This is a genomic window from Candidatus Poriferisodalis sp. (assembly GCF_965208485.1).
In the GTDB taxonomy this organism is placed as follows: Bacteria; Actinomycetota; Acidimicrobiia; order Acidimicrobiales; family Poriferisodalaceae; genus Poriferisodalis.
This window is the reverse complement of sequence record NZ_OZ242344.1, coordinates 3,598,735-3,611,879: the sequence shown is the minus strand read 5'-3', so window position 1 is coordinate 3,611,879 and position 13,145 is coordinate 3,598,735. Positions and strand designations below refer to the sequence as shown.

At 67.3% G+C, this 13,145-nt stretch carries 10 protein-coding genes; 3 read left to right on the top strand and 7 right to left on the bottom strand.

Features of this window, described 5'->3' with window-relative positions; all coding sequences use genetic code 11:
* Window positions 1-20 precede the first annotated feature (20 nt).
* Complete coding sequence (locus tag ACOGXQ_RS16835; RefSeq protein ID WP_419944759.1) at window positions 21-2,195, bottom strand: SpoIID/LytB domain-containing protein; 2,175 nt, start codon at window positions 2,193-2,195, stop codon at window positions 21-23.
* Window positions 2,196-2,308: 113 nt separating this feature from the next.
* Complete coding sequence (locus ACOGXQ_RS16830; RefSeq protein WP_419944758.1) at window positions 2,309-3,289, bottom strand: GDP-mannose 4,6-dehydratase; 981 nt, start codon at window positions 3,287-3,289, stop codon at window positions 2,309-2,311.
* A 142-nt stretch (window positions 3,290-3,431) separates the two neighbouring features.
* On the opposite strand from ACOGXQ_RS16830, the gene ACOGXQ_RS16825 reads away from it, so the two are divergent.
* From ACOGXQ_RS16825 to cofE, 3 genes are all read left to right on the top strand, one after another.
* Complete coding sequence (locus ACOGXQ_RS16825) at window positions 3,432-4,925, top strand: cell wall-binding repeat-containing protein (protein ID WP_419944757.1); 1,494 nt, start codon at window positions 3,432-3,434, stop codon at window positions 4,923-4,925.
* 24 nt (window positions 4,926-4,949) lie between these two features.
* Complete coding sequence (cofD, locus tag ACOGXQ_RS16820; protein WP_419944756.1) at window positions 4,950-5,942, top strand: 2-phospho-L-lactate transferase; 993 nt, start codon at window positions 4,950-4,952, stop codon at window positions 5,940-5,942.
* 111 nt (window positions 5,943-6,053) lie between these two features.
* Window positions 6,054-6,776, top strand: coding sequence for a coenzyme F420-0:L-glutamate ligase (gene cofE / locus ACOGXQ_RS16815; RefSeq protein ID WP_419944755.1), 723 nt, complete (start codon window positions 6,054-6,056; stop codon window positions 6,774-6,776).
* A gap of 3 nt (window positions 6,777-6,779) precedes the next feature.
* Here cofE and ACOGXQ_RS16810 read toward each other — a convergent pair whose 3' ends face one another.
* Genes ACOGXQ_RS16810 through ACOGXQ_RS16790 form a run of 5 tightly spaced genes read right to left on the bottom strand, consistent with a single transcriptional unit; the run spans window position 6,780 to window position 13,036 of the window.
* On the bottom strand, window positions 6,780-7,811 hold the full coding sequence (locus tag ACOGXQ_RS16810; RefSeq protein WP_419944754.1) for a sugar phosphate nucleotidyltransferase: 1,032 nt from the start codon (window positions 7,809-7,811) through the stop codon (window positions 6,780-6,782).
* 24 nt (window positions 7,812-7,835) lie between these two features.
* Window positions 7,836-8,693 carry a hypothetical protein gene (locus ACOGXQ_RS16805; RefSeq protein ID WP_419944753.1) on the bottom strand — a complete coding sequence of 286 codons (858 nt, stop codon included), beginning with the start codon at window positions 8,691-8,693 and terminating at the stop codon, window positions 7,836-7,838.
* Between the two features lie 22 nt (window positions 8,694-8,715).
* Complete coding sequence (locus ACOGXQ_RS16800; protein ID WP_419944752.1) at window positions 8,716-10,077, bottom strand: UDP-glucose dehydrogenase family protein; 1,362 nt, start codon at window positions 10,075-10,077, stop codon at window positions 8,716-8,718.
* Window positions 10,074-11,642, bottom strand: a complete 1,569-nt coding sequence (locus ACOGXQ_RS16795) for an LCP family protein (protein WP_419944751.1) — start codon at window positions 11,640-11,642, stop codon at window positions 10,074-10,076. Before ACOGXQ_RS16795 ends, ACOGXQ_RS16800 begins: the two co-directional genes overlap by 4 nt.
* Window positions 11,643-11,668: 26 nt before the next feature.
* Window positions 11,669-13,036 (bottom strand): dihydrolipoyl dehydrogenase family protein, encoded by a 1,368-nt coding sequence (locus ACOGXQ_RS16790; protein WP_419944750.1) that lies wholly within the window; start codon window positions 13,034-13,036, stop codon window positions 11,669-11,671.
* Window positions 13,037-13,145: the final 109 nt, after the last annotated feature.

The following is a 13,145-nucleotide window of genomic DNA, read 5'->3' as shown; positions in this document are numbered from 1 at the left end:
AGCCACTCCCGGCAGGTTCCCTACCTCACCGAGGAAGCAGCGACAACGCCGGGTCCGGCACGGGAGGTGCGGTAGTCAGGCGCGTCCCCGTAGTTGAAGCTGGTGCCGTCGCTCCACACCAGCCAGTAGCCGTCTCCGGTGGCAGTCGCGGCGATCGCGACCGTTCGCAGGCGATTCTGGCGGGAGGCGCGATCGCCAAGATGATCTGCCGCGCCGATGGCATGCACGGCCGTGTCAGCGCCGGCGATCCAGTAGCCCCCGCCATCGGGTCCGACGGCAAGACCGATGCCTGCCGTGCCGGTGCGAAGCAGCGGCCCGCAGCCGAGATCCCGCGCGTCGCCGAATGCCAAGACGCGTCCGTCGTCCAGCGCCAGCCAGTAGCCGTCGCCGGTCGGAGAGGACTCGATGTCGACGACTTCGGCTGCCAGCCGGAGGTGCGCGATCGCGCCCCAGTGCCCCGCCTTGCCGAAGGCGAATACGTCGCCCTGACCGGTTGCAAGCCAGTAACCGTCCCCATCCGGATGGGCCGCCATCGCAACGACAGATCCGGGACCCCCGGCGCCGACCGCGTTGCCGTGATATGCGGCGCTGCCGAAGGACTGGACATCGCCGCCGGAGGTCGCAAGCCAGTAACCGTCCCCATCCGGATGGGCCGCCATCGCCGCGAACCTGTCGGATGTCGACGGCAGCGTTCCGTCGCCCAGGTGCTCCGCGGCGCCGTCAGCGATGACAGTGCCGTCAGACTTCAGCACCCAGAGACCAGGGCGGGCTGTCACCGTCGAGGGATCCCCGATCACGGATGCGGGACGCTCGCAGGGCTGGCCGTCGGGGAACTGGGGGAAGCGGTACCAGTCAGACCTGAGGGAGAACTGCTTGCGGAAAGGATCGCGTGCCCACCGGTTCCATTGCCCGCCGACCACACCGGAGTGCCCTTCGAAATCCTCGACGCCGTCGGTTCCCACGATGCGCATGCCGCGGGTCCGCCCGCCCCACGCTCCGTTGCCGTTGCGGTGCGTGACTTCGATGCAGACCAAGCTGCCGATGCTCGGATAGGCCGCCTCGATGTCCGATCTGCTGATACGGAATTCCCATGCATGGTTGGAATTGCCGACAGTCGAGTCGCCGAGATCCTGGACGCCGGGGAATCGGGAACCCTCGTCGAGTCCAACCGTCCAACCGCCGCTCGAAGCGTGAAACTCGGTGAACGCGATAGATCCGTCGTCATGGACGCGTATATGTCCCGCAGTGGAAAGGATCGCCGTGTTGGTGTGGATGTACTGGATGCCGTGATCGAGCGCCTGCCCGTCTCGTGCGGCACCGTCATACACCTGGCATCTCGCGTTGTCGCAGGTGTCGGTGAACCTCCCCAGCTTTTCTCGTGACGCGGCGAGCGACAGCACGTACGACCGAGCCGCAATGGCCTGCGCCTCAAGAGCTGCGATGCCGCGCCCATCACCCAAAGCTCCCCACGCCGGCCTGCTCTCGCGGGGCACGACGCCACGCAGGTACTGCTCCAGCGGGACCCGGTTGAACGAGTACGGGCCGTTCTGGTCCAACACGCCGAGGCTGCCCCGGTAGGCGATCCGCGACGATTCCACCGCTGTGTCGAGGCCGTCACAGAGAATCATGACCAAGAACTGGGACTGATCGTCCACGGAGTAGTCGTCGGCCGACGGGACCGCTTCGACGTAGCGGTCGCCGCGACGACTCGAAGCTTCGAGCCCATCGGACACCAAGTCGCCCCGGCGCCCACAGCCACTGTTCGAACGCACCCAGAAACTGCCCGAGCTGACGCCTATCCGCACGACCTCGCCGCCGTCGAACTGGTGTCCGGCCACGGCGAACGCTGACGCTGAGGTGACGAGCAGATCGTTGCGGTCGTTGCGTGCGAGATGCACCCAGATGTCGGGATCGGACACGTCCAAGCGGACCGTGTTGCCGTAGTAGTGCTGGACGATCTGGTCGCTGGTCCAGCGATGGTCCACCGCGTAGCCCAGCGCACCCCACTGGCTGAGACCGTTTCCGTGCCCGAATCCGCGGCCCTCCACGATGATGACGCTTGGCGCCAGCTCCGCCTGCTGAGCGCCTGCGGGCGACGCTGCAAACGCCAGCGATCCTGCCGCCACCGCACACGCCACCGCACACGCCACGGCCACGGCCACGGCGCGACGCAGCCTGTCGGGGAGTTCCTGCACCCCTGTAGTGGTACCTGCCCGCAGGCGGCGACCGTCGGATATCACGCCGACTGACGCCCGCCCGCGACGGCTCAGCCTGCTGTCAAACGGACAGGATGCTCGCTTCGGAGTCGTCACTGCAGCTTGCGCCGCTCGATCTTGATGTCGTTCGTGACCATGGCCATCACCAGATCCTCGAACGACATCCGGGGCGCCCACCCCAGCACACGCGCAGCCTTGGACGCATCGCCCACAAGCAGGTCGACCTCGGCAGGCCGGAAGAACCTCGGATCGATCCGCACATGGCGCTCCCAGTCATCGATGCCTGCAGCAGCGAATGCAAGCTGCACGAAGTCGCGCACTGCGTGGGTCGTGCCGGTCGCGATGACATAGTCGTCAGGCTCGGGCTGGCGGAGCATCAGATGCATGGCACGCACGTAGTCACCGGCGAAACCCCAGTCGCGCTTGGCATCGAGGTTCCCGAGTGCCACCTCCTCCTGCAAGCCAAGCTTGATGCGCGCCACGGCGTTGGTGACCTTGCGCGTCACGAACTCTAGCCCGCGCCGCGGCGACTCGTGGTTGAACAGGATGCCGCTGCAGGCGAACAGCCCGTAGCTCTCGCGGTAGTTCACCGTGGTGTGGTGGCCGAACACCTTCGCCGAGCCGTACGGACTCCGCGGGTGCAGCGGCGTCAGCTCGTTCTGAGGCGTCTCGCGCACCTTGCCGAACATCTCGCTGGAGGAGGCCTGGTAGAAGCGGATCGGGTTGTCCACGCCGCCCACCAGCCGGATCGCCTCGAGCAGGCGCAGCACCCCCAGACCGGTGATGTTGGCGGTCAGCTCGGGCTGCTTGAACGACAGCGCCACGAAGCTGATCGCGCCGAGGTTGTACACCTCGTCGGGCTGGGTGTATTCGAGCGCCGCGATGAGGGACGCGAGATCGGCAAGGTCGCCCGGCACGAGTTCGACATAGGGCAGATCGGCGGCCACTGTCTCCGAACGCGGATTGTGCTGACCGGTGATGAGCCCGACGACCCGGTATCCCTCGCCGTGCAAGTGCTCGGCCAGGTACTGGCCGTCCTGGCCGGTGATTCCGGTGATGAGGGCCGTCGGCACGGGTCGGCTCCGGTTCTCCGATCTCCCCGCAGGCGCGCGAGGCAACGGTCAGGGTACGGGTCATCCCCGACGCTGTGACATCAGCCCTGAGACGAAGCTGGTCTCACTCGCGTCGCCGACGGATCCCGGTACGGTGCCGCGAATGAGACATCGACTCAGCCTCCGCGGATGGATTCGCCTGCGACGCGCGGCGACTGCCATGCTGCTGGCCAGTACTGCGGTCGTCGGCATCGCACACGCAGCCGACGCAGCATCGAGTGTCGACGTGGACCGGCTGTGGGGTGCCGACCGCTACGAGACGGCAGCGGCGGTAGCAGAGATATACGCATCTGCCGTCGGACCGATCGACACGGCCATCGTGGCCTCAGGAGAGACCTTCGCCGACGCACTGGCAGCCACCCCGCTGGCACAGGTGCACAACGCACCGATCCTGCTGTCACCGCCAGATGCACTGCACCCCGCGACCCGCAGCTTCATCGAGATGCACCGGATCGACGACATCATCATCGTCGGTGATGCCGACTCTGTCTCTGTCGAGGCAGAGAACATGCTGGCGGGCTTGATCAGCGGCAAGCTTGAGCGGCTGGAGGGTGCCGACCGCTACCGGACCGTGGTCGCCATCGCCCGCGAGATCGACGCCGACCAGATCGGCAGCTTCTGCGGCGACGGTCGACGCACCGCCCTGCTGGCGACCGGGGAGGAGTTCGCTGACGCACTGGCGCTGTCGCCGCTCGCCTTCTCGGGTCCGCATCCGGTTCTGCTCACCACACCCGACGAGTTGCACGCTGCTGTCGGGGAATTCGTCGGCGACTACGCCATCGAACAGGTGTTGATTGCGGGCGGACCGGCGGCGGTCGCGGACTCGGTCGAGGCTGAGCTTTCTGCTCTTGATGTCAGAGTCCAGCGGCTGTGGGGGCAGGATCGCTTCGAGACTGCTGCGGAGGTCGCCAGAGCGCTCGCTGATCGCTGCTTCGGGTCGGACGAGTTCGGACTCGCCGACGGCCGGAAGTTCCCCGACGCACTGGTCGGCGGCGCATTGCTGGGCCTGCGCCGGGCGCCGATGCTGCTGTCCGGGCCAGCCCTGCCCGATGCGACGCGCGGATTCCTGGCCGGCTCGGTTCCCGATGCGGGCACCGTCGGACTCACGATCTTCGGCGGGCCGGCGGCCGTGTCCGATACCGCAGCGGCGGCAGCAACCGATGCGCTGAGGGGCCTCAACCGGGAATGCGACCCCCGCACGGACGCAGCCGGAGTGCCACGTGACGTGGCAGTGCTGCCGTTCAACGGCGCATTGGAGATCCGCTGGAAGGCACCGGCCGCTGTCGGCAGCACCGGTCCGTCCGCCTACCGCATCAGATACCGGCCGGTCGGCGGGGACTGGGTCACGATTCGGGGCGTCAACTCTCCCGTGACCGTCTCGGGACTGCAGAACACCGTTCTGCATGAGGTGCAGGTACGCGCCGACGGCAGCGGTTATGAGGTGTGGAGCCCTCCCAGCTACGCGACGCCCTCAGATGCGATCGGGGCGACTGTCGCAGCGAGCCGGCCTTCGGACAGCCCCAGCTCGGCCACCGTCATGGCGTCTTTCGCCCGGAGTTCGCCGGCGCCGGATCCTGACTGCCGCCCTGCAGCCTGAGCATGCGTCAGTAGCGTCGCGCCGGTGTCGGAGAAAAACCGGACAACGGCCGTCGCCAGCGGCGCATCAATCGCCGTGCTGGCCGGAGGCGTCGGAGCGTCTCGATTCCTCCGCGGACTCGTGCGCATGCACCAGCCCGCCGATGTGACGGCCATCGTCAATGTAGGCGACGACTTCACGCTGCACGGACTGAGCATCAGCCCTGACCTCGACACGGTGACCTACACCTTGGCGGAGCAGATCAACCCCGAGACGGGCTGGGGCCGCGCCGGCGAATCATGGCGCGTGCTGACCGAACTCGGCCGCCTCGGCGGCCAGGACTGGTTCCAACTCGGCGACTTGGACCTCGCGCTGCACCTCTACCGCACACAGCGCCGCAGCGAGGGTGCATCGCTCTCGCAGGTGACCAGCGAGATCGCCGCCAGTTTCGGCCTCGAACTGACACTGCTGCCGGTCAGCGACGACCCGATCCGGACTCGCATCACGCCCGCCGAGCCTGCCGACGCCGCAGAGATCGACTTCCAAGACTATTTCGTGGCTCAACAGCACGGCATCTCGATTCGTTCCGTCCGTTTCGCAGGCATAGAAACGGCCCGTCCGGCGCCCGGCGTTGTCGAGTCGCTGGAACACTCCGCCGTCGTGGTGGTGGCGCCGTCAAATCCGTTCGTGTCGATCGGCCCCGTGGTGGACGTGCCGGGAGTCCGCGACATCCTGGCGCAGCGGCGCCGCAGTGTCGTCGCGGTCTCGCCCATCGTCGGCGGCGCATCCGTCAAGGGACCTGCCGGAGCGATGATGCGTGAGCTGGGCCACGAACCCAGTGTCGTCGGCGTAGCCCGTCTCTATGCCGAATTCGCCGGGACGTTGGTGATGGACAACGCAGATCGTGACTTGGCCCCAGCAGTGCTCGACGCCGGGATGTCACCGGTGGTCACCGACACGATCATGAGCATCCCGGAGCAGGCCGTCGCATTGGCCCGCACGACGCTCCACGCCATGAGCGGGCGCGCCAGGAAATGAACCCTCTCGCTGCCGCGCCGGTTGTCTCCTGCTCTTGTTCGCTGTCGCTCACGGGCTGCTCGGGCCGCGACTGTGCCCATTGGCGCAGCTTCTGAGAGAAATGAGAATTGCGTGACCATCGAGTTGCTGCCCCTCGAAGGCATCGGCGAGATCGCCCGAGGCGACGATCTGGGCGCCGTCATCTGGAGCGCCTGCGAGGCCTCATCGAACGGACCTCCGACCGGATTGCGCGATGGCGATGTGCTGGTGGTGACGCAGAAGATCGTGTCCAAGGCCGAGGGCGCCATGTGCCGGATCGACCCTGACGACCCGCTGTCGCACAAGCCCCTCGTCGAACGTGAGTCGGTGCGGATCCTGCGGCGCCGCGGCGATCTCATCATCAGCGAGACCAAGCACGGGTTCATCTGCGCCAATGCGGGAATCGACCTGTCCAACGTCGAACGGGGTTACGCAGCACTGCTGCCCGACGACAGCGACCGTTCTGCGAACAAGATTCGCGACCGCATCAGGGCGCTGTCGGGTCGCACTGTCGGGGTGATCATCTCCGATACGTTCGGCCGGCCTTGGCGTCGCGGCGTCACCGATGTGGCCATCGGCTGTGCCGGCATTGCAGCCGTCGTCGATCTCAAGGGCACCGAGGACGCGCTCGGCCGCGAACTGCTGGTCACCGAGGTATGCGTCGCCGACGAGATCGCTTCGGCGGCCGACTTGGTCTGCGGCAAGGCCCGAGGCGTCCCAGTCGCCGTCGTGCGCGGCGTCGATCCGGGCTGGCTGCGGCGGGCCTCGGTGCGCTCCGAGATCATCCGCGATCCCGCGGAAGATCTTTTCAGGTAGGTCTCAAGCGGCCGGTTGGCGCACTCCGTGCAGACGGGCGCCCGGCGGCACCAGTTCCCCGGCGCCGATGACCGAGTACCCGGTGAGCACCGCTGCGGCGCCGACGACGGCACCCGGGCCGAGCACCGAGTCCACGACGACGGCGTCCGCTTCGATGCGGCAGCCGTCTGCGAGAACCGATCGCTGCACGACGGCATCGGGACCGACCTCGCACTCGCGGCCGATCACCGCCATCCCGATGCGCGCATCGGGATGGATCACCGCAGAGCGCGCCGCGCTGCCGTCCACCACCCTCGCGTTCGGCCGCCGACCTTCGAGGATGTCGAGATTGGCCGCCAAGTACTGCTGCGGGGTGCCGGTGTCGAGCCAGTAGGCGTCCGAGACCAACGCCGCCAGCGCCCCATCCGCGACGACTTGGGGGAAGATCTCCCGCTCGATCGAAACGGGCCTGCCGGGCGCGATGCGATCCAGCACGCGTGAGGTGAGCACGTAGGTCCCAGCGTTGACGGTCGGTCGCCCGCCTTCCGGCACCGCCGCGGAGGCCGAAGGGGACTCAGGCTTTTCCGAGAACGACAGCACCCGCCCGGACTGATCGGTCACCACTAGGCCATACGGCGTCGGATCGTCGACCGACTGCAGCGCGATGGTTGCTTCGGCACCCGAGGTCTCATGCACGCTCGTGAGGACTCTCACATCGAGATCGGTGAGCACGTCGCCGTTGAGCACCAGAAAGGTCCCCGTGACGGCGCCGGCCTCCGCGGCAAATCGCACTGCTCCTGCGGTGCCGCGGGGCTCAGGCTCGACCGCTATCTCATAGGAGAGCTGTCCGATGCGCCCACATGGGTACGCCGCGGTGAACGCCTCGGCCCGGTAGCCCAACGACAGCACGACCCCCGAGACGCCGTGACGTGCGAGATGATCGCAGACCCACTCGATCATCGGACGCCCGCACACCGGCAGCATCTGCTTCGGAGTGTCGTTGGTGAGTGGTCGCAGCCGGGTGCCGAAGCCGCCCAGCAACAGGATCGCTTTCATGGTGGAGATGCCCCGGGTCGGCCCTCAGGCACCCGAGTCAGTCTCGTCGCCAGTGTCGCCGGTCTCAGGCTCGCCCTCCGATGGCTCGGAAGTCTCCGGGACGTCGCCCGTGACCGGCATTTCAGGACCCTCTTCCCCCAGGGTCGGCCCTTCTTCAGGACGCTGATCGTCGATCAGGGGCTGGTCCTCGGGTGGGAGGTTCAGATAGACACGCAAGAAGTCGTCGTCGGGTCGCGGGATGTCGGCGTTGTCGACGCTCGGATGGACGAAGGCGAACACGAAGATCTGCCCGTCACCCAGGAAGCGCACATCCTGCAGGTCTTCGGTGAAAGCCAGCGCCTTCTCGGCCTGCAGCGTCTCCCATCGCAAGACTCGAAGCTCTGCTGCCGGCTCGGCAACATCAGGATCATCGCTGTCGGGATCCGGCGATGCACACCCCTCTCCGGACTCGTCAAGAACAGTGCCATTCGGCAGCTCGATCCTCGAGTCGTCGAACTCGAACTCGATCTCGCGCATGAACGCCCCGACCGTGGCGAACTGACCGGTGACCGTTGAGACGAACGGATGGATGTGAATCAAGCGGTCGCCGTGCGTATGGATGCCTGTTGAGTCGTCGACATCATTGGGATACATGTCCAGGATGAAGTCGTCGCAGTCGTAGATCGCGTAGAGCGAGTGCCAGTGATCGCCAATCCGCGGCGGACCGGCCGGTGCGTTCGCGGCCCGCTCGTTCCGCGCCACCAAGATCAGCACGACCCCCAAGGCGACGACGAGCAGCATCGCTGTGGGAAACAAGAGGTTTCGCCGGGTCCGGAAACCCCGGCCGCCTCCGCCCGCGCTCGCAGCTTTGGCAACCTTCTTGGCTGCGGCTGATCTCGCCATACGGGCCGACAAGCTACCGGCGTTACCGCCGGCCGAGCCCCTCATAAACGAATCCGGACGCGCGCAGCTTGGCGGAGTCGAGCAAGTTGCGGGCGTCGACGATGCGGGCTGTCGCCATTTCGTCGGCCGCCTGGTTCCAGTCGACAGATCTGAATTCGGGCCACTCCGTGAGCACGACAGCCACATCGGCCTCCCGCATGGCCTCGAGCGCGGAACCGCTGAGCGCGAGTCCCTCAGGCAGATGGGCCTCCGGATCTGGACGCTTGCCGAGATTGCTGCTCAGTGCGGGGTCGTACGCACGAAGGCGTGCGCCGGCTTCAAGGAGTCGCTCTGCCACCCTGATCGCGGGCGAGCCGCGCAGATCATCGGTGCCGGCCTTGAAAGTCAGTCCCAGCACGGCCGCGGTGATGCCGTCCAGATTCGGCTCGCTGTCGCCGACTGCGTTCCCCTCGATGCCAGCCCGATCGACGACGCGAGCGATCTTGGCGACCACACGGTCAAGTTGCTGCTCGTTCACTGCGATGACGCCTTCGAGCAGGTCGAAGACGTAGCCGGCGCCACTCGCGACTCCCACCAGCGCCCGTGTGTCCTTGGGCAGACACGAGCCGCCCCAGCCGGGACCAGGCAGCAGGTACGCCGAGCCGATGCGATGATCGGTGCCCACCCCTTCGAGCACGACGTCGACATCTGCGTCGACGGCTTCGCACACCGCTGCCAGCGCGTTCACGAACGAGACCTTGGCCGCCAGGAACGCATTGGCTGCGTACTTGACCGTCTCCGCCGAGTTGGGATCGCACAGGATCAGCGGCGCTTCGATGCGCCCGTACAGCGCTGCGACCCGCTCCGCGACCGAGCGGTCGTCGGCGCCGACGACGATCCGATCCGGCGCCAAGAAATCGGCCACCGCCGAGCCTTCCCTCAGGAATTCCGGGTTCGACGCCAACCCCACATCGGTGCGCCCGAGCGCCGCACCGATCTTGGGCGCTGTGCCGACCGGCACCGTGGACTTCGTGACCACCACAGCGCCCGGCCGCAGGTTCGCTGCCAGCGCCTCGATCGCTGACATCAGATAGCTCAACTCGGTTTCGCCATCGGCGCGCAGCGGTGTCGGGACGCACAGGAACACGAAGTCGCAGCTCGCCGCAACTGCTGCGACCGAGATCACGAACCGCAAGCGCCGCTGCGCGATGCCCTCGCCCACCAGCCGATCCAGGTCCGCCTCGCGAATCGGCACGATGCCGGCAGACAGCGACGCCACCTTGGCCCGGTCGATGTCGGCGCAGATGACGTCGTGGCCGAGGTGAGCGAAGCAGGCTGCAGTGGTCAAGCCGACGTAGCCGGCGCCGACGACGAGGATCCGCTGCTGAGCAGTGGCGCTGCTCATCGGCCGAACTGGTCCGCAGGCGGGACGTCGACTCTGCGATAGCCCGCGTCTACGCGGGGCGTCTGGGGGCCGACGTGCAGGATCACTGTGGCCGGGTCGAGGTCGTCATGGCCGGCGAAGTCTGGCACAGGCACCAAGTGGCTGGCGAGCAGTCCCGCCGAAAGCCGGCCTTCGGGCGACAGGTAGATGATCGTGCCCGCCGGCGACTGTTCCTGTCCTGGGGGCAGGGCGCCGACTGCTTCTGCAACGAAGCCGAGCCTGCGCAGCTCCGCCGCGATCTGGTGCCGCTGCGTGCCGGTGACCTGGACCCGGACGCGCGACTCGACGATGTCGTCCCAGCCGATGCCCCGGAACACGTCCAGCACGCGCTGGTTGTGCGGGTCCGGAGCGAGGGCCAGCGACCACGGCACCGGATCCTGATCGTCCTGCACCCGCAGCTCGTATTCCTCGAGGTCGCGCTCGAAGTCCATCCCGGCGAAGTCTGCGGCGAGACGGCGTCCGTCATTGACGATGTTGAGCGTGTCCGATGCGGAGAGATGATCCGCAGCGACGTCGAGCATGGTCAGCAGCCTCCTCGGACTCGCGAGCAGTCCAGGTGCGACCTGCCGCGCAGCGAGTCGCAAGAAGTCGCGCTGGCGGTCGTTGCGGGCGAGATCATTGAGGGCGCCATGCGGACGCCAAGTTCCGTCGGGAGCTTGCTCCTCCAGGAATCGGCTGCGGACATACGCCAACGCCTGCCTGCCGTCCAAGAGGTGCGTGCCAGCTTCGGCGACGAAACCGGTCCAGCTCTGCATCGGGTTCTCCGCATCCTCCTTCGGCTGGTCCCGCAGCGGACGACCGAACGTCATCTCCACACCCCCGACCGCATCGACGAGCCGCAAGAACGCCTGGAAGTCCACCTCCACATAGTGCTGCAGCGTGATGTCGAGGTTTTCCTCGATCGTGTCGATCAATCGGGCCGCTCGCGCCGCGGTGGTCGGGTCGCGGTTGTAGGCACTGTTGATCTTGGCGAACTCACCGGTACCGGCGATATCGCCCATGCCGGCGATCTCGACGGCGAGGTCGCGCGGGATCGACATCATGGCCGCCGTGCCGTCGTCGCGCAGCCGGACGACCATGATGACGTCCGCAAGCTGACTGGTGTCCCAATGGCCCTCGCGCAGCGGGTCGTCGGGTGCGAGACCCAGGGCGCTGTCGGTGCCGACCAGCAGGTAGTTCTCCCCCGCCGGTCCCCCCGGCAGCACCGGCCTCTCAGCGGACGGTTCCGCTCGGTCGCGTTCCTCCGTCGCCGGGCCGGATCCACCCATGTGGGCGCCGTCGTCACCTGCCGGGGGTGCCTCGCCGCTGCTCGCTTCGCCTCCGCCTGTCGAACCGTCAGTTTGCGCCGACGAAATGGCCGGCCGATCCACCAGCACGTCAACGGCTGTCACCGGCTGTTGGGGAGCAGAAGTCAGCGAGTCAGCCACTTCGACACGCTCCACCCGCCCGAGTTGCAGCCCGACATAGGCGAACAGGCTGGTCGTTGCGGCACCGACCAGAGTCATGCCGGACAGCAAGATCAGCATGAGGCGGGTCCGCCAGCTGCGGCGGCTCACTCAGCTGCCTCGGAGAGAGCCTCGCTCAGAGACGGATACACGAACAAGCTCTCGGCGATGTCCTGCACGCGCAGGTTCGCGCTGACTGCCAGAGCCACCACCGAGATCAGCTCGGCGGCGTGGCGACCCACGATCGACCCGCCCAGCACCTGGCCGGTGAGCGGATCGGAGACGATCTTCACGAAGCCGCGAGGGTTCTCCTCGATCAGGGCCTTGGCATTGGCGCCGAAGGGCACTTTGGTGACGCGGATCTTTCGCCCCGTCGCAAACGCCTCGGCCTCGGCGAGTCCGACATCTGCGATCTCCGGCTCGGTGAAGATGGCCGATGCCGCCTTGTCGTAGTCGAGATGGCGATGCGGGCGGCCCTCGTGCAGTCCCATCGCATGCTCGACGATCTTGCGCCCTTGCATCGCGGCCACCGACGAGAGCGGCAGCTTGCCCGACAGGTCGCCGGCCGCGTAGATGCTCGGCGCCGACGAGCGCAGGTTGTGGTCCACCTCGACGAACCCGTCGGCGTCCACCTTCACGTCGGTGTTGGAAAGTCCCAGCCCGTCGCTGTTGGGAATCGAGCCGATGGCGAGCAGGGCGTGCGATGCCCGCACCGTCCGGCCGTCGCTGCAGACCACCTCGACTTCGTCTCCATGGCGCATGATGCTCGTCGCACGTGCTCCCTTGAGCATGTCGACGCCGAGATCGCTGAACGTCTGCTCCAGCACCGCAGCGGCCTCGGGGTCCTTGTGCGGGAGCACCTGCTGACGGCTGACGATCAAGGTGACCTTCGAGCCCAGCGACGTGAACATGTGCACGAACTCGACGCCGGTCACGCCAGAGCCCACGACGACCAGATGTGCCGGCAGCTCCGTCGGCGGATACGCGTCGCGGGTCGTGAGAACGCGCTCCCCGTCGATCGGCGCCCAGTCCGGGGTGCGGGGCCGACTGCCGGTGGAGAGCACGATCACGTCGGCGGACAGTTCGACCGCGCCGTCGGCTGTATCGGCGCAGACCTCGTTCGGCCCGAGCAGCCGGCCTGAGCCCTTGAGGATCTGCACTCCTTGGCTGACCAGCATCTGCCGGGCGACATCCGCCAGCCGGTCCTCGATGTCGCCGATGCGCTGTCGCAGATGCGGGGTGTCGACGGAGGTGGAGACGTTGGCCAGGCCCAAGTCGTCGAGATGCCCGGCGAAACTGAGCGCCGAACCCGTGGCGATCATGGTCTTGGAGGGCACGCAGTCGCGCAGATGGGCGGAGCCGCCGACGATGTCACGCTCGATGAGCGTCACTTCCGCGCCGTAACGCGCGGCATAGGTGGCTGCTGAGTGACCCGCCGGGCCACCGCCGATCACGACGAAGCGCTTCTGCGCCATGAGTGGGCAGCGTACCTGTGGCCTCCAGCCCCTCTGTCGTCAGGGCGCTGTGGCTCGCCCTCGTTCCCGACTCTGACTCGATACGGACTCACCGGCCGCTCGGGCCGAG

Bases quoted from the DNA above. Each gene is read 5' to 3' on its own strand.
- ACOGXQ_RS16810 (WP_419944754.1), bottom strand. From the start codon at position 7,811: ATGAAAGCGATCCTGTTGCTGGGCGGCTTCGGCACCCGGCTGCGACCA.
- ACOGXQ_RS16825 (WP_419944757.1), top strand. From the start codon at position 3,432: ATGAGACATCGACTCAGCCTCCGCGGATGGATTCGCCTGCGACGCGCG.
- ACOGXQ_RS16795 (WP_419944751.1), bottom strand. From the start codon at position 11,642: ATGCTGATCTTGCTGTCCGGCATGACTCTGGTCGGTGCCGCAACGACC.
- ACOGXQ_RS16790 (WP_419944750.1), bottom strand. From the start codon at position 13,036: ATGGCGCAGAAGCGCTTCGTCGTGATCGGCGGTGGCCCGGCGGGTCAC.
- ACOGXQ_RS16800 (WP_419944752.1), bottom strand. From the start codon at position 10,077: ATGAGCAGCGCCACTGCTCAGCAGCGGATCCTCGTCGTCGGCGCCGGC.
- ACOGXQ_RS16805 (WP_419944753.1), bottom strand. From the start codon at position 8,693: ATGGCGAGATCAGCCGCAGCCAAGAAGGTTGCCAAAGCTGCGAGCGCG.